General features: G+C 71.3%; 14 protein-coding genes. 8 read left to right on the top strand and 6 right to left on the bottom strand.

Features of this window, described 5'->3' with window-relative positions; genetic code table 11:
- Positions 1 to 14: 14 nt before the first annotated feature.
- The 3 genes from MQN93_RS06905 to MQN93_RS06895 all read right to left on the bottom strand — a co-directional run bounded on the left by MQN93_RS06905 (position 15) and on the right by MQN93_RS06895 (position 3,220).
- Positions 15 to 1,223 (bottom strand): polysaccharide pyruvyl transferase family protein, encoded by a 1,209-nt coding sequence (locus MQN93_RS06905; RefSeq protein ID WP_242708754.1) that lies wholly within the window; start codon positions 1,221 to 1,223, stop codon positions 15 to 17.
- 234 nt (positions 1,224 to 1,457) lie between these two features.
- Positions 1,458 to 1,877, bottom strand: a complete 420-nt coding sequence (locus MQN93_RS06900) for an SCO4983 family protein (protein ID WP_242708753.1) — start codon at positions 1,875 to 1,877, stop codon at positions 1,458 to 1,460.
- 131 nt (positions 1,878 to 2,008) lie between these two features.
- Positions 2,009 to 3,220 carry a pyridoxal phosphate-dependent aminotransferase gene (locus MQN93_RS06895; protein ID WP_016434918.1) on the bottom strand — a complete coding sequence of 404 codons (1,212 nt, stop codon included), beginning with the start codon at positions 3,218 to 3,220 and terminating at the stop codon, positions 2,009 to 2,011.
- Positions 3,221 to 3,346: 126 nt separating this feature from the next.
- On the opposite strand from MQN93_RS06895, the gene MQN93_RS06890 reads away from it, so the two are divergent.
- Both MQN93_RS06890 and MQN93_RS06885 read left to right on the top strand, forming a co-directional pair.
- Positions 3,347 to 4,021, top strand: coding sequence for a hypothetical protein (locus tag MQN93_RS06890; protein WP_242708752.1), 675 nt, complete (start codon positions 3,347 to 3,349; stop codon positions 4,019 to 4,021).
- 190 nt (positions 4,022 to 4,211) lie between these two features.
- Positions 4,212 to 5,057 carry a trypsin-like serine peptidase gene (locus tag MQN93_RS06885; protein ID WP_242708751.1) on the top strand — a complete coding sequence of 282 codons (846 nt, stop codon included), beginning with the start codon at positions 4,212 to 4,214 and terminating at the stop codon, positions 5,055 to 5,057.
- A 46-nt stretch (positions 5,058 to 5,103) separates the two neighbouring features.
- Here MQN93_RS06885 and MQN93_RS06880 read toward each other — a convergent pair whose 3' ends face one another.
- Together MQN93_RS06880 and MQN93_RS06875 are read right to left on the bottom strand one after the other, a co-directional pair.
- Entirely contained in the window at positions 5,104 to 6,714 is a 1,611-nt protein-coding gene (locus tag MQN93_RS06880) for an N-acyl-D-amino-acid deacylase family protein (protein WP_242708750.1), read from the bottom strand.
- 28 nt (positions 6,715 to 6,742) lie between these two features.
- Positions 6,743 to 8,008, bottom strand: coding sequence for an amino acid deaminase (locus MQN93_RS06875; protein ID WP_242708749.1), 1,266 nt, complete (start codon positions 8,006 to 8,008; stop codon positions 6,743 to 6,745).
- A 134-nt stretch (positions 8,009 to 8,142) separates the two neighbouring features.
- Here MQN93_RS06875 and MQN93_RS06870 point away from each other — a divergent pair, with 134 nt between their 5' ends.
- From MQN93_RS06870 to MQN93_RS06845, 6 genes are all read left to right on the top strand, one after another.
- Entirely contained in the window at positions 8,143 to 9,195 is a 1,053-nt protein-coding gene (locus MQN93_RS06870; RefSeq protein ID WP_242708748.1) for a sugar kinase, read from the top strand.
- A complete protein-coding gene (locus MQN93_RS06865) occupies positions 9,192 to 9,956 on the top strand; it encodes an IclR family transcriptional regulator (protein WP_016434924.1) in 765 nt (254 codons plus the stop codon). Before MQN93_RS06870 ends, MQN93_RS06865 begins: the two co-directional genes overlap by 4 nt.
- Positions 9,953 to 10,363 carry a RidA family protein gene (locus tag MQN93_RS06860; RefSeq protein WP_242708747.1) on the top strand — a complete coding sequence of 137 codons (411 nt, stop codon included), beginning with the start codon at positions 9,953 to 9,955 and terminating at the stop codon, positions 10,361 to 10,363. The genes MQN93_RS06865 and MQN93_RS06860 overlap by 4 nt, the downstream gene beginning before the upstream one ends.
- Before the next feature lie 120 nt (positions 10,364 to 10,483).
- Positions 10,484 to 11,959 carry a GntP family permease gene (locus MQN93_RS06855; RefSeq protein ID WP_016434926.1) on the top strand — a complete coding sequence of 492 codons (1,476 nt, stop codon included), beginning with the start codon at positions 10,484 to 10,486 and terminating at the stop codon, positions 11,957 to 11,959.
- Between the two features lie 93 nt (positions 11,960 to 12,052).
- Complete coding sequence (locus MQN93_RS06850; RefSeq protein ID WP_242708746.1) at positions 12,053 to 12,706, top strand: hypothetical protein; 654 nt, start codon at positions 12,053 to 12,055, stop codon at positions 12,704 to 12,706.
- 46 nt (positions 12,707 to 12,752) lie between these two features.
- Positions 12,753 to 14,075: an Nramp family divalent metal transporter gene (locus MQN93_RS06845; protein WP_242708745.1), complete on the top strand. Its 1,323-nt coding sequence runs from the start codon at positions 12,753 to 12,755 to the stop codon at positions 14,073 to 14,075.
- Positions 14,076 to 14,096: 21 nt separating this feature from the next.
- Here MQN93_RS06845 and MQN93_RS06840 read toward each other — a convergent pair whose 3' ends face one another.
- Entirely contained in the window at positions 14,097 to 15,383 is a 1,287-nt protein-coding gene (locus MQN93_RS06840; RefSeq protein ID WP_242708744.1) for a hypothetical protein, read from the bottom strand.
- Positions 15,384 to 15,390 lie beyond the last annotated feature (7 nt).

Raw genomic sequence — 15,390 nt, 5'->3', positions numbered from 1 at the left:
CCGTTTTCCGCTCCCTACCGGCCGGCCAGCAGCGCCGTGAGCGTGTCGGTGAAGGAGGCCGCCGACTGCTCGGCGTGCGCGCGCAGCCGGTTCGCGATCGCCTCGGCGCCGCCGCCCTCCACCAGCCGTACGATCCGGTCGGCACGCCGCTCGAGGGCGTCGGGGGTGCCGGGCAGCGTGGAGAGGTAGAAGTCCTCGGCGTCGTAGGCGAGATGGAAGACGTGCTTCTTCACGTCGCTCAGCGTCCAGTAGTCGTCGTGCGTCCTCGGCACGGGCTCGGGCGCGCCCACGCACACCACCGGGGTGCCCGCGCCCCACGCGTTGACGCCCAGGTGGTAGGTGTCGGTGATGACCAGCCGGTAGCGGGGCAGGACCCGCAGCAGGTCGCCGACGGTGTGCTCGCCCGGACGGGGCGCGAGGTGCGCGACCGGGGAGGGGATGTCCCGCTCGAACCACGGCAGCCATTCCAGCGGGGCGCCGAAGCGTGCGGAGAGGCTCTCGCAGAATCCGGGCAGCCAGTCGGGGATCGCCGTACGGGCGCCGAGGAACACCCCGATCGCGCCGCCGTCCGCGACCTCCTCGGACCACTGCGTGGCCGGGAGGTGGTCCAGGTCGCCCGGGCGGGACAGCAGCGCCGCGTCCGAGGCGAAGTACTCGTTCGTACGGTCCCCGCGCAGCAGCGCGATCTTGGCCGCCGACAGCGGATCGCGCATCCACACGCGGTGGCTGCGCGTCATCAGACGGGTGAAGAGGGGCCCGAACTCCTTGTCCTCGTAGTCGGACTGGGAGTTGTGCAGGATCGTGCCGCCGTAGCTGAGGGTCCGGGCGAGGAGTTCCTCGGGCTGGTCCGCCAGCAGCAGGGTGCGCTGGAGCAGGGTGCGGGCGGCGTCGCGGTCCTCGGCGATCCCGAAGTCCGTCAGGCGGTTGGTGGCGTCCTGCGCCATGTAGTGCCGTGTGTGGAGGAAGTCGCCCCAGAAGACGACGGCGTCGTGGTCGCGCAGCTCGTCGAGGTGCTCGGGCAGGGAGCGGAAACGGAAGGGGAGGTCGGTGCCGCGGGCGGCGGCGCGCAGCGGGACGGTCTCCGGCGTGTGCAGGGTGTACCAGGTGGGGTCGATCCCGGGGCCCATGCGCCGCCGCAGGGTCTCGAAGGCCAGGTCGACGGTCAGCATTCCTGTGTTGCGGTACCCGATGTTGGGCGCGGTGATGACGGCGACGCGTGCCATGTGTTCGTTTCCCTCAGCCGTGGCCGTGTGCCACGAGGCGTGGCGCGGATCTTCGGCCAACGTACACATCGGCGCCGGTGCGGGGCGGCCCGCCCCTGGACAACCGGCCATCGGGGAAACCGCGACCACTGCGGAAACCGCGACCACTGCGGGAACCGCGGGACCGCCGTGGCGCCCGGTCCGCGCGTCGCTGCGGGTGCACGCGGACCGGGGCCGTCTTCGGAGCCCGGCGGCTCAGCGGGACGCGAGCTCGCGGGGCTCCAGGGCCGCCGCGTGCACGTCCATCTGCTCGGCGGCCAGGATCGCCGCCGCCGTGTCGGCGCGGGAGGCCGCCACGACGAGTGCGCGCCCGGCGAGGGCGTGCGCGCGCCGGTGCAGCCCCGCGAGCTGGGTGGTGCCGGTCTGGCCGGCGACGGCACGGACCGGCGGGTGTCCTCCGCGCAGCCGGGTCACCTGGGCGGCGAGCCGCTCGGCCGCGGTGTCCAGCTCCTCGGACGGGGCGGCTCCGCGCAGCTCGTCCGTGACGGCGAGCAGGGCCGCGAGATGACCCGCGAGCTGGATGTCCAGCTCCTCCTCGCGGGACCGGTGGGGGAAGTCGGAGGTGGTGCCGGCCATCGTGCTGTGGACCGACTTGGTGCGGATCGGTTCGTACATGGATGGCCTCCTGTGCTGTCAGGAAACCATCCTAGCTTAGATTCCGTCTAAAGTTGAGCGAAGTGAAAAGATCTACGGGCGGCCGGCCTGCGGCTGGTCTGTGGCTGGTCTGTGGCTGGTCTGTGGCTGTCCTACGGCTGGCCGTAGCCGTCCAGGAAGTTGCCGATCCGGGTGATCGCGTCGCGCAGGTCCCCTACCGTCGGCAGGGTCACGACGCGGAAGTGGTCGGGCTCGGGCCAGTTGAACCCGGTGCCCTGCACGACCATGATCTTCTCGCGCCGCAGCAGGTCCAGGACCATCCGCCGGTCGTCCTTGATCTTGAAGACCTTGGGGTCGAGGCGCGGGAAGAGATACAGCGCGCCCTTCGGCCGTACGCAGGTCACGCCCGGGATCTGGGTCAGCAGTTCGTAGGCGACGTCCCGCTGCTCCTTCAGGCGCCCGCCCGGGAGGACCAGTTCGTTGATCGTCTGGCGTCCGCTCAGGGCTGCGACGACGCCGTGCTGGCCCGGCATGTTCGCGCACAGGCGCATGTTGGCCAGGATGGTCAGGCCCTCGATGTAGGAGTCCGCGTGGGCGCGCGGGCCGGAGATCGCCATCCAGCCGACGCGGTAGCCCGCCACCCGGTACGCCTTCGACATGCCGTTGAAGGTGAGGGTGAGCAGGTCCGGGGCGACCTTCGCCGTCGGGGTGTGGGTGGCGTCGTCGTAGAGGATCTTGTCGTAGATCTCGTCCGAGCAGACCAGCAGGTTGTGGCGGCGGGCGATGTCGGTCAGGCCCTTGATCATCGCCTCGTCGTAGACGGCACCCGTCGGGTTGTTGGGGTTGATGATGACGATGGCCTTGGTGCGGTCGGTGACCTTGCGCTCGACGTCCGCGAGGTCGGGCATCCAGTCGGACTGCTCGTCGCAGCGGTAGTGCACGGCGGTGCCGCCGGAGAGGGAGACGGCGGCGGTCCACAGCGGATAGTCCGGGGCCGGTACGAGCACCTCGTCGCCGTCGTCGAGCAGGCCCTGCATGGCCATCACGATCAGCTCGGAGACGCCGTTGCCGATGAAGACGTGCTCGACGTCCGTCTCGATGCCGAGGGTCTGGTTGTGCATGACGACGGCCCGGCGTGCGGCCAGCAGTCCCTTCGCGTCGCCGTACCCGTGGGCCGACGACACGTTCCGGAGGATGTCCTCCAGGATCTCGGGCGGACACTCGAAGCCGAACGCCGCCGGGTTGCCGGTGTTCAGCTTCAGGATGCGGTGCCCGGCCGCCTCCAGCCGCATCGCCTCCTCGAGCACCGGCCCCCGGATCTCGTAACAGACGTTGGCGAGCTTGGTCGACTGGATCACCTGCATGCCTGGGAGCTTACGGTCCGCTCGCCCATCCTGGGCCGTGTTATCCGCCACTTGAGACGGGGTGTTTTCGGGTGTTATCGGCGGTAACTGTCCGAGGGGTCTCCTGCATCCCTACACTGCCCTGCCATGTCCGGATCAGCCGAGCGCGGCGTGGGGGCGTACGAGGAAGGGTCCGCGTACCTCCCGGAGGGTGACCCCCAGGGGCCGCCGAACGTGTACCACCCGCGCTCCGAGTCGTCTCCCGCGTACGAGGGTTACGCGGACCCCGCGGCGGCACACGGCTGGGAGGACGGCGCGTTCGACGCGACGGCCCGGCTGCCGCGGGTGGCTGACGAGGCGCCGCCCGGCGGTCGGCGCCGGCCCTCCCGGCACGGGCGCGGCGCCCGGCGCTCGCCGCGGGCGGCCGCCGCCGTCGGCGCGGTGGGCGCCCTGTCCCTCGCGGCGGTGATCGCCGGGTTCTTTCTGTCGGGGGCGTCGTCGGACGGGGGTGACGGCACGGACAAACGCTCGGGGCGGACGGCCCCGGACGCCGTGCCCAGCGATCCGGCCTCGTCCGTCGGAACCCCCGCGAGCACCCCGGCGACCTCGGGCGGCGGGGCGTCGACCAGTGCGGCGTCGGCGGCTGTCCCGACGGCCGGTCCGACGGCGACGGGTGGTGGAGTCCGTACCCCCTCGTCCCGTGCGTCGTCCTCCGTGAGCACCGCCCCGGCTCCGGACCCCACCGCGACGAGCGGCGCCCCGGGCCGGGGCAACTCCGGTGACAACCCCGGCCGCGGGCACGGCGGCGGCAAGAAGCCCTGACCGCACCGGAACCCCGCCCGGCCTCAACCCGTCCTCCCCAGTACGCAGTTCGGGGCAGCGGTGCCGTACGCCGTCCTCGGGACCGGAACGGCTTCTTGCCCCGGCATGGGCTGGGCTTCACAATGCACATGTCAAAACGTGGGCGGCCGGAAGATTTCCGGTCGCCCAAGTCGCAGGAGAGGACCCCCACATGAAGAAGCCTCTCGGTGCCGTGCTCTTCGCCCTGGTGATGGCCGGGGCAGGTGCGGCGCCGGCGGTTGCGGCGCCGGTGTCCACCGAAGACACCGCCACCCCCGCCGTCAAGGCCGTCGACTTCGCCGGCACCGTCTCGCTCAGCAACTGCTCCGGCTCCGTCGTCCGCTTCCCGAACTCCGCGGACAGCGACCCGGCACTCGTCATGACCAACGGCCACTGCCTGGAGACCGGGTTCCCGGAGCCCGGCGAGGTGATCACCGGACAGTCCTCCAGCCGCACCTTCGGGCTGCTGAACTCCTCCGGCAGCAAGGTCGCCACGCTCCGGGCCAACCAGGTCGTCTACTCGACCATGACCGACACGGACGTCACGCTCTACCGCCTGACGACCACCTACGCCGCGATCAAGAGCTCCTACGGCATCAGCCCGCTCACCGTGCAGAACACGCACCCCACCGCCGGCACCGCCATCACGGTCGTCTCCGGCTACTGGAAGCGGACGTACGCCTGCAACATCGACGGCTTCGTCTACCGCCTCAAGGAGGGCGACTGGACCTGGAAGGACTCGGTCCGCTACACCTCCGCCTGCCAGACCATCGGCGGCACCTCGGGCTCGCCCGTCATCGACAACGCCACCGGCAAGGTCGTCGCCGTCAACAACACCGGCAACGAGGACGGCCAGCGCTGCACCGAGAACAACCCCTGCGAGGTCGACGAGAACGGCCAAGTGACGGTCCGTCAGGGCATCAACTACGCCGAGGAGACCTACCAGATCCCCGCCTGCTTCGCCGCCGGCAACAAGCTCGACCTGAACGCCTCCGGCTGCGTCCTGCCCAAGCCGTAACTCGCGCGCCCCAGCCGTAACTCCCGCCCCGCGCACGGGCGTTCCGTCACACGGGACTGCGACGGACCGCCCGCCCCGCCAGCACGTCCGTACGCCGCCCGTCCTCGATCACGAACTGCCCGTCCACCAGGACGTGCGGAATGCCCGTCGGCAGCGTGCGCGGATTCTCGTACGTCGAACCCGCCGCCACCGTGGCCGGGTCGAACAGGACCAGGTCCGCACGGTAGCCCTCGCGGACCAGCCCCCGGTCGGGAAGGCGCAGCCGGGCCGCGGGCCGGGACGTCAGATGGGCGACGCACTCCTCCAGCGACAGCACCCCCAACTCCCGTACGTAGCGGCCGAGATACTGCGGGAAGGTGCCGTACGCGCGTGGGTGGGGCTTCGCGCCCTGGAGGATGCCGTCCGAGCCGCCCGTGTGCACCCGGTGGCGCATGATGGCCTGCACGTTCTCCTCATGGCCCACGTGCTGCAGGATCGTCGGGCCCAGCCGGTCCTGGACCAGCAGGTGCCGGGCCGTGGCCCAGGGGGACTCCCCGCGCAGGTCCGCCGACTCCTGGACGGTCCGTCCGACGAACTCCCCGAGCCCCGGGTCGCTCACGCCCGAGATCTCGATGGTGTTCCAGTCCATGGGCACGCCGTGGCAGCCGTCGGAGCCGACGACCTCCACGTCGTGCCGGATCCGCGCGGACGTCTCCTCGTCCGCGAGCCGCTTCAGGACGGCCTCCGGGCCGCCCTCGTGCGCCCAGCTCGGCAGCATCGCCACGAGGGTGGTACAGCCCGGGGTGTACGGATAGGTGTCGAGGGTGATGTCCGCCCCGGCCGCCAGCGCCTCGTCCAGCAGGGTCAGCAGCTCGGGCGCGCGGCCCTTGTTCACGCCGAAGTTCATGGTGGCGTGCGCCAGATGGAGCGAGCAGCCCGCCTCCCGCGACAGCTCGATCATCTCCTCGTACGCCTCCAGCGCCCCGGCGCCGTAGGAGCGGTGGTGCGGGCAGTAGTAGCCGCCGTAGGAGGCCACCACCCGGCACAGTTCGGTGAGTTCGGCGTCCTTGGCGTACATGCCCGGCGTGTAGGTCAGCCCCGACGACATGCCGACCGCGCCCTGTTCCATGCCCTCGGCGACCAACTGCCGCATGCGGTCCAGCTCCTGGGGTGTCGCGTCGCGGTCCTCCCAGCCGACGGCGAGCATCCGGACGGTGCCCTGCGGGATCAGATAGGCGGCGTTGACGGCGATCCCGCGGTCGAGGCGGTCCAGGTACTCGCCCACCGAGCGCCAGTCGAAGTCGATGTCGTCGCCGGAGCCGTTCCAGCCGGTGATGGTGGCGCGCACCTGAGCCAGTGTGCGGTCGTCGACGGGCGCGTACGACAGTCCGTCCTGGCCCAGGACCTCCAGGGTGACGCCCTGTGCGGCCTTGGCGCTGTGGTCCGCGTCGCGCAGGACGGCCAGGTCGCTGTGGGCGTGCATGTCGATGAAGCCGGGGGACAGGACCAGCCCCTCGGCGTCCAACTCCCGCATGGCCTCGGGGCGTTGACAGCCCGCCGCGGCGGCCTCCTTGACGATCGACACGATCCTGCCGCGGTCGACCACCACGTCCGCGCGGTAGGCGGGCTCCCCGCTGCCGTCGACCACGTCCGCGTCCCGGATCACGAGCTGCTCCACGACCGGCCTCCCTTTCCGAGAAGGTGCTCTAGAAGAACGTACGGATGTAGTCGACGACCGTGCCGTCCGCCTCGGCCAGCGGGATCAGCTGCCACTTGTCGAAGGACGTGCACGGATGGGACAGACCCATCCCCACCCAGTCTCCGGCCTCCAGGTCCGCCTCGTCAGTGGTGCGCAGCCAGGTGTGCTGGTCGGACAGGCCGGTCACCGAGACACCGGTCGCCGGGCGCTCGGCACCGTCCCGGCGCACCACCTGGGCGAAGGGCAGGTCGAGGTCGTAGGCCGCGTCCCGCTTGCCGGCGTTGGCGAAGGCCTGCTCGGCCGAGGGGCGGGAGACCACCTGCGCCCACAGGCGGAACGCCGGCTCCAGCGCCCCCTCCTCCGGGACCCGGTTGAAGGGCGTCACCTGGCGGTAGTGGCCGTCGTCGTGCGAGACATAGGCGCCCGAGCGCAGCAGCTTCAGGACGGGGGAGGACAGGGCAGGGATCTCGGCGAACACATCGGCGACCGCGTCGAACCAGGCGCTGCCGCCCGCGCTGACCACGATCTCCTCCAGGCCCCGGAACCGTCCGGCCTTGTCGAAGTCGGCGGCGAGGGCGACCAGGCGCCGCAGCCAGGCGTGCACCCGCTCGGGGTCGGCCTCGGGCACCTCGCCCTCGTAGCCCGCGACGCCGACGAGCCGGAGCGTGCGGGTGCCGGCCACGGCGTCCGCGACCTCCGCGCACTCCGCCTCCGTCCGCACGCCGGTACGGGCGCCCTCGCCCGCGCCGAGCTCCACCACGACGTCCAGCGGACGCGCGGCGCCCCGCAGCGTCGCGTCCATCTGCTGCACACCGCGCACGGAGTCGACGTAGCAGATGAAGCGGAAGCCGGGGTCGGCGTCGAGTTCGGCGGAGATCCACCGCAGGGCCGCCGGGTCGAGGATCTCGTTGGCGACGAAGATCCGCCGGACGCCGAACGCCCGTGCCACGCGCACCTGGTGGGGCACGGCGAGGGTGATGCCCCAGGCGCCGCGCTCCATCTGCCGGTGGAACAGCTGGGGCGCCATCGAGGTCTTGCCGTGCGGGGCGAAGGCCAGGCCGTGGCGGGTCGCGTACGTCTCCATCAGCGCGAGGTTGTGCTCCAGACGCTCGGCCGACAGGGCGAGGACGGGGGTCGTGAAGCCGCCCGTGAAGAGATTGCGGCGCTGGGCGGCCAGCTCGGCGACGGTCAGCCCGTCGGCGTCCGGCGGGAGGCCCTTGAAGCGGTGGTCGACGCGTTCGTCGGCGAGGCGGGCGAGGGCTTCGATGCCCATGGGACCTCCCTGATCTGGAGTGTTGCAATGCTTGCAATGCTCATTGCGTATGTCGCTTACTGCTGTCTAACATCTCGGCCAATGTGGGGTCAACGGAGCCCCCACCGCCATCACATCGAGGAGTTACGACGATCGTGACCACACCCGGACCCTGCAATGCCCTCGACGCCGTCGGCACCGTCGACGTCGTCTCGCTCGGCGAGTCCATGGTCACGTTCCTGCCCACCACCCCAGGACGCCTCGCCGACGTCCCCTCCTTCGACCGCGCCATCGGCGGCGCCGAGTCGAACGTGGCCTGCACGCTCGCCGCCGCCGGGCACACCGCGCGCTGGGTCAGCCGGGTCGGCTCCGACGGGTTCGGCGACCATCTGGTCGAGGCGATCGGCTCCTACGGCGTCGACGTCGGCGCCGTGCACCGCGACCCGGACCGCCCGACCGGCATCTACTTCCGCACCGCCGGCGACCGCGCGACCGACGCCCACGAGGTGGCCTACTACCGCGCCGGGTCCGCCGCGTCCGCGATGTCGGTCGCGAACACCGACCTCGCGGCGGCGCGCGCGGGCAGGGTTCTGCATCTGTCCGGGATCACCCCGATGCTGTCCGACGACTGCCTCGCCCTGGTGCGCGAACTGACCGCGCCCCGCGCCGAACGGCCACTGGTCTCCTTCGACGTCAACCACCGCCCCACGGTGTGGCGCAAGGCCGACGGGCCGAGCGTGCTGCTGGAACTGGCGGGCCGCGCCGACCTGGTGTTCGTCGGCGAGGACGAGGCCGAGGAGGTCTGGGCGCTGCGCGATCCCGAGGCGATCCGGGCCGCGCTCCCCGGCCCCGAGGTGCTCGTCGTCAAGCAGGGCGGCCGCGGGGCGACCGTGTTCGACCGGCAGGACGCCACCTTCGTCCCGGCGCCGACGGTGGACGTCGTCGCCGCGGTCGGCGCGGGTGACGCCTTCGCCGCCGGGTTCCTCTCCGCCACCCTGCGCGGGCTGCCCGTCCGCGACCGGCTGCGGCACGGCCACCTCATGGCCGCCGCCGCCCTCACCGCCCCCGGCGACCTCGCCCCGCCCCCCGCCCGCGCGCACGCCGACCGGCTCGCCGCCCTCGACGACGAGGCGTGGGGGAGACTTCGACTCGGCCCCGGCTGGACGAAGGACGTCGCCCGGGCCGACGAGGAGGTACGTACGTCATGAGCCAGACCGTCGACCGCGCGCTCAGCATCCTGCCGCTGCTCGCCGAGGGACCGGCCGACCTCGGCCGGGTCGCCGACCGGCTCGGCGTGCACAAGTCCACGGCCCTGCGCCTGCTGCGGACCCTGCACGAACACGGACTCGTCTACCGCCAGTCCGACCAGCGCTACCGCCTGGGCGCCCGCCTCATAGCACTCGCCCAGGAGGCCATGGAGAACCTCGACATCCGCGAGATCGCCCACCCCCACCTCGTACGCCTCAACGAGAGCTGCGGGCACACCGTGCACCTCGCGGTGTACGAGGAGTCCGAGGTCCTCTACATCGACAAGGTGGAGAGCCGCTACCCGGTCCGGATGTACTCACGGATCGGCAAGCCGGTCGCCATCACCGTCGCGGCCGTCGCGAAGCTGCTCCTCGCCGACCTGCCCGAGAGCGAGCGCCGGCTGCTCGCCGACAAGCTCGACTACCCCATGTACACGCCCCGGTCCACTCCCAACGCCGCAGCGTTCCTGCGGGAGTTGGAGAAGGTGCGCGACCAGGGCTGGGCCACCGACCTCGGCGGCCACGAGGAGTCCATCAACTGCGTCGGCGCGCCGATCCGCGGCGGGGACGGCAAGGTCGTCGCCGCGATGTCGGTCTCCGCGCCGAACGTCGTCGTCACCGCCGACGAACTCCTCACCCTGCTCCCCCTGGTGCGCCGCACGGCGGACGCGATCAGCGGGGAGTACTCCGGAAGAACCCCCGTCAAGGAAGTCGCCCCATGACCGACAAGATCGCGCTCACCCCCAAGACGCACACCACCCCGCCCGCGAAGTTCTCCCACGGCGTCAGGAAGGGCAACATCCTCCAGGTCGCCGGCCAGGTCGGCTTCCTGCCCGCCGAGGAGGGCAGGCCGCCCACGCCCGCCGGCCCCACCCTGCGCGAGCAGACCCTGCAGACCCTCGCCAACGTCAAGGCGATCCTGGAGGAGGGCGGCGCGAGCTGGGACGACGTGATGATGCTCCGCGTCTACCTCACCGACGTGGACCACTTCGCCGAGATGAACGACCTCTACAACACCTACTTCGAGGAGCAGGGCCTCACCCAGCCGCCCGCCGCCCGCACGACCGTCTACGTCGGTCTGCCCGCGGGGCTCCTCATCGAGATCGACGCACTGGCCGTACTGGGCTGACGCCGCCTCGAACCCCCCACCGCGTACGTCCTCACGGCGCGGCGCCCCACACCCCCGGGACGCCGTGCCGCGATCCCCCCTGCCCGAAAGCCCCATGCCCTTACCCAGAGGACCCCCGAAATGTCCCTTCCGCTCGCCGCTGACGCACCGGCCGCCCCACCACACACCGGCGGTCTGCTCCTCCTGTTCGACGGCACGGCCGGTCTGCTCACGGTCGCCGCCATCGGTATCGCGCTCCTCCTCTTCCTGATCATCAAGGTCAGACTCCAGCCGTTCGTCGCCCTGCTCGCGGTCTCCATAGCCGTCGGCCTGCTCGCCGGACTGTCGGTCACCGAACTCTTCGGCACGGTCCAGCGCTCGGACGCCGTCTCCACCATCGAGTCCGGCATGGGCGGCATCCTCGGCCATGTCGCGATCATCATCGGCCTGGGCACGATGCTCGGCGCGATCCTCGAAGTCAGCGGCGGCGCCGAGGTGCTCGCCTCCCGGCTGCTGAACCTCTTCGGCGAACGGCGCGCGCCCCTCGCGATGGGCCTCACCGGCCTGATCTTCGGCATCCCGGTCTTCTTCGACGTCGGCATCTTCGTCCTCGCGCCGATCGTCTACGCCGCCGCCAAGCGCTCCGGCAAGTCGATCCTGCTGTACTGCCTGCCGCTGCTCGCGGGCCTGTCGATGACCCACGCCTTCCTGCCCCCGCACCCGGGACCGGTGGCCGCGGCCGGACTGCTGCACGTCCAGCTCGGCTGGATCATCCTCATGGGCATCGTCTGCGGCATCCCGGCCGTGCTGGCCGCCTGGGTGTTCTCCGCGTGGATCGGGCGCCGCATCTTCGTGCCCGTGCCGCAGGACATGGTGGAGGCCGCCGCGGAGGCCAAGCTGGCGGTCGTCAACGAGCAGCAGGCGCAGGGCGTGCAGCCGCGCGAGCAGCCCGTGTCGCTGGGCGTCGTCCTCGGCATCATCGGCACCCCGCTGATCCTCATCCTCGCGGCGACGTTCTCCTCCATCGCCCTCGACCCGTCCACGGGCCGCTCGGTGATCGAGTTCTTCGGCCACCCGTTCGTGGCGCTGACGATCGCGCTGCTGCTGGCGTACTACCTGCTCGGCATCCGCCGCGGCTGGTCCCGCAAGTCCCTGGAGACCGTCTCCACCGCGTCCCTCAAGCCGGTCGGCAACATCCTGCTCGTGGTCGGCGCGGGCGGCATCTTCGGCGCGATCCTCAAGGCGAGCGGTGTCGCCCAGGCCCTCTCGGACACCTTCCACGACGTGGGCCTGCCGGTGCTCGTCCTGTCGTATCTGATCTCGGTCGTCCTGCGCGTCGCCCAGGGCTCGGCCACGGTCGCCATCGTCACCACCGCCGGCATCGTCGCCCCGCTGCTCAGCGAGGGCGACCACTCCCAGGCCTTCGTCGCCCTCGTCATCATGGCCATCTCCGCGGGCTCCATCTTCGCCTCACACGTCAACGACGGCGGCTTCTGGATGGTCGCCAAGTACTTCGGCATCAGCGAGCGGGACACGCTGAAGACCTGGACCGTACTGGAGTCGGTGCTGTCGGTGGCGGGCTTCGTGGTGGCGGCCGTCGTCAGCCTGTTCGTCTAGGCGCCCGTACGTGCGGCGCCCGCATGTAGGCGTCTCATAACGAAGTTGGGGCCGGCTGTGTCCCGCACAGGATCTTCGACCATACTGCCCGCTGTGGAGCAGCGCATAGGATCGAGCAGCCAGCCCCTGAAGGGCGAGCCCGTGACGGGTGCCGGATTCGACCCGGCCTTCATCCCCGGGCTCACCCCACCCGTGTCCGAGCAGCCGGAGGAGGGCGCGGCACAGGACGCCGAGGCCGTCTCCGAGGAGTCGGACGGCGCGTCCGGCACGGCGCAGGATTCCGCCGCGCCCGGATCCGACGAGGGTGCCGGGGAGCCGGAGGCGGCTGCGGACGACGAGGAGGAGGCCCCCGAAGGCCCCGTCTTCGAGGCCGCCGACCGCCGCGCGAAGATCGTCGCCGACCACCGAGGGGTACGGCTCGCCCTGGACGACCAGGAGTGCGAGTTCCGCTGGGACGAGATCGGCGCCGTGGAGACCGAGTCCCCGCGCTTCGGCAAGCGGTTCACGATCACGGTCCACACCTCCGACCGCCGCTGGTACCCGATCGAGATCGAGGCGACGTCCAGGTCCCGCTTCGCCGAGTGGGAGTCCGAACTGGACGCGGTCCTCGATGCCTACTTCGAAGACGGCGCGGAGGACGAAGAGGACCAGGACGGCGCGGAGGACGTGGAGGGCGCGGAGGACGTGGAGAACGTGGAGGACACGGTGGCGGAGAGCGCCGAAGCGGAGAACAAGAGCACGGACTGACCCCGCCCTCTTGTCCCTTCGGTAGCTTTGCGGTTTCTTGACCGTCATGGCGGACACCACGGGAAACCCCACGCACACCGAGGCACCCACCGACACCGACCGAACCCCCCACAGATCGAGCTGGCGCTACATCGGCCCCGGCATCGTGGTCGCCGCGACCGGCGTCGGCGCCGGCGACCTGGTGGCCACACTCATCGCGGGCAGCAACTTCGGCTACACCCTGCTCTGGGCGGCCGTCGTCGGCTGCCTGGTCAAGATCTCCCTCGCCGAGGCGGCCGGCCGCTGGCACCTCGCCACCGGCCGCACCCTCTTCGACGGCTGGGCGAGCCTCGGCCGCTGGACGACGTACTTCTTCGTCGTCTACGTCGTCATCTGGGGCTTCGTCTACGGCGCGGCGGCGATGTCGTCGAGCGCGTTGCCCTTGCAGGCCCTGTTCCCCGACGTGATGTCCCTGGAGGCGTGGGCCATCGCGTGCGGACTGGTCGGCCTGGTCTTCGTCTGGTTCAACAAGTACGCCGTCTTCGAGAAGGTCATGACGGTCCTGGTGGGCGTCATGTTCGTGGTGACGGTGTACCTGGCGGTCCGGGTCGCGCCGAACCTCGGCGACGCCTTCGCGGGTCTGCTCCCGGTGCTGCCGGACGAGAAGGACTCCGTCCTCAACACCCTGGGCCTGATCGGCGGCGTCGGCGGCACCATCACCCTGGCCGCGTACGGCTACTGGGTCAACGCCAAGGGCTGGACCGACTCCGGCTGGATGAAGGTGATGCGGCTCGACAACCGCGTCGCGTACCTGACGACCGGCATCTTCGTCGTCGCCATGCTCTTCGTCGGCGCGGAGCTGCTGCACTCGGCGAACGTGGCCATCGCCAGCGGCGACAAGGGGCTGATCCAGCTCGGCGACATCCTGGAGCGGGAGTACGGCTCGGCGACCGCGAAGTTCTTCCTGATCGGCTTCTTCGCCACGTCGTTCACCTCGCTGATCGGCGTCTGGCACGGCGTGAGCCTGATGTTCGCCGACTTCGTGGCGCGCTACCGCGGCCGTGAGGCGGCGACCGGCACCGAGGTGGCGTCGGGCGAGCGGGAGCGGTCGTGGCCGTTCCGCGCCTATCTGCTGTGGCTCACCCTCCCGCCGATCGTGCTGCTCTTCCAGGGCGAGCCCTTCCGCCTGATCATCATCTACGGCGTGCTGGGCGCGGCGTTCATGCCCTTCCTCGCCCTGACCCTGATCTGGCTCCTCAACTCCGCCCGTACGCCCCGCGAGTGGCGCAACGGGATGCTGAGCAACGGCATGCTCGCGCTCGCGGGGCTGCTGTTCCTGGTGCTGTGCGTGAAGCAGATCTGGGACCAGCCGTGGGCGGACTTCTTCTGACAGGGCCGGGGCCTGCCCGACCTACAGCAACCACTTGGGGCTGAGGGCGATCGCCCTCAGCTGCCCGACGGACAGGGCGGGGGTCTTGCGGGTCGCGGCGGTGTCCTGGGCCCCGGAGTTGAAGGCACTGATCACGACCCGTGTCCCGTCGGTCCGCAGGGTGTCGACGGTCCACATCACCACGCCCGCGCCGCCCTTCTCGCCGGGGCCCTGCTGCACGGCGACCTTCGTGCCGTCGGACAGGGTCTCGGCATCCGCCCCGAAGAGCTCGCCCGCGACGTCCTGCATCCCGCCCTGGACGTTGACCTGCACCAGGCTTCTGCCCTTGCCGTCGTCGGCGACGACATACCCGAACCCGCTGTCCCGGCCGCTGTCCTCAAGGACGGTGAGGCCCTTCGGCAGCAGGGACTTCAGGGTGGGCGCGACCGGTACGGCGGCGACGGGCTCGCTCACGCTCGGCGCGGCACCGGTCGGGTCCGCGGTCGGCCTGTCCGGCTCGGCGGGGATCGTGTCGATCGCGTCCCGCCAGGCGGTCGCGGCGGCCAGTTTCCTCAACTGGGCGGGAGACAGGGGTGGTTGGGGGCGGGTGACGGGCGCGTCCTTCTCGGCCGCGGCGTTCCACTCGCTGACGCTGACGTGGTGGCCCCGCGGGGTGACGAGCTCGGCGTTCCACCACTTGGTGTCCACCCGGCGGTCCGGATACTCGTAGCCCTGCAGCACCATGGCGACGGAGCCGTCCGCCAGTCTGCTCGTGGTGCAGGCGTCGTAGTGGGCGTACGCCTTGCCGGGGCACTCGGTGACCTGCTTGGCCTCCTTGCTGCCCGGCTCGACGCGGCCGAGGCTCACGCCCACAGCCGCCGCGCCCTTGCCGTCGTCGAACACGACATGCGCGTACGGCCCCGGCTTCTCGTCCGTGCCCCGCGCCTCCGCACCGCTGAACCTGCCGTCGGGGAGCAGCTTTTCGAGCGTACGGATCAACGCGTCGCCGGAGACGGGGGTCGTGGACGCCGGGGCGGATGCGGACGCGGAGGCGTGTGTGGCGGCGGCCACGGAGGACCGGTCGCCGCGGCCCTCGCGGGAGCCCCCGTCGCCGGCGGGCAGCAGCAGCGCCCCGCCCACCCCGACGAGCGCGATGCCCGCCGCCCCGCCGGCCACGGCGGCCCGCCGGCGCAGCAGCAGACGCCGCCGCCCGCGCACCGCTCCCGCGGTCACGAGCGCGGCCCGGTCGGTCTCGAAGCAGCCGGCGGCGTCGCGCAGACCGGCCGAGAGCCGTTCCTCGAAGGGATCGCTGTGCTGTTCCAAGGGCATGACGGAC

Source organism: Streptomyces spinosisporus (genome assembly GCF_022698145.1).
Classification (GTDB): domain Bacteria; phylum Actinomycetota; class Actinomycetes; order Streptomycetales; family Streptomycetaceae; genus Streptomyces; species Streptomyces spinosisporus.
The sequence above is the reverse complement of the archived record's forward strand: the minus strand, read 5'-3'. Positions and strand labels throughout refer to the sequence as shown.

Excerpts from the sequence above, each read along its gene's own strand:
- MQN93_RS06905 (WP_242708754.1), bottom strand. The coding sequence starts at position 1,223 with ATGGCACGCGTCGCCGTCATCACCGCGCCCAACATCGGGTACCGCAAC.
- MQN93_RS06900 (WP_242708753.1), bottom strand. The coding sequence starts at position 1,877 with ATGTACGAACCGATCCGCACCAAGTCGGTCCACAGCACGATGGCCGGC.
- MQN93_RS06895 (WP_016434918.1), bottom strand. The coding sequence starts at position 3,220 with ATGCAGGTGATCCAGTCGACCAAGCTCGCCAACGTCTGTTACGAGATC.
- MQN93_RS06890 (WP_242708752.1), top strand. The coding sequence starts at position 3,347 with ATGTCCGGATCAGCCGAGCGCGGCGTGGGGGCGTACGAGGAAGGGTCC.
- MQN93_RS06885 (WP_242708751.1), top strand. The coding sequence starts at position 4,212 with ATGAAGAAGCCTCTCGGTGCCGTGCTCTTCGCCCTGGTGATGGCCGGG.
- MQN93_RS06875 (WP_242708749.1), bottom strand. The coding sequence starts at position 8,008 with ATGGGCATCGAAGCCCTCGCCCGCCTCGCCGACGAACGCGTCGACCAC.
- MQN93_RS06865 (WP_016434924.1), top strand. The coding sequence starts at position 9,192 with ATGAGCCAGACCGTCGACCGCGCGCTCAGCATCCTGCCGCTGCTCGCC.
- MQN93_RS06860 (WP_242708747.1), top strand. The coding sequence starts at position 9,953 with ATGACCGACAAGATCGCGCTCACCCCCAAGACGCACACCACCCCGCCC.
- MQN93_RS06855 (WP_016434926.1), top strand. The coding sequence starts at position 10,484 with ATGTCCCTTCCGCTCGCCGCTGACGCACCGGCCGCCCCACCACACACC.
- MQN93_RS06845 (WP_242708745.1), top strand. The coding sequence starts at position 12,753 with ATGGCGGACACCACGGGAAACCCCACGCACACCGAGGCACCCACCGAC.
- MQN93_RS06840 (WP_242708744.1), bottom strand. The coding sequence starts at position 15,383 with ATGCCCTTGGAACAGCACAGCGATCCCTTCGAGGAACGGCTCTCGGCC.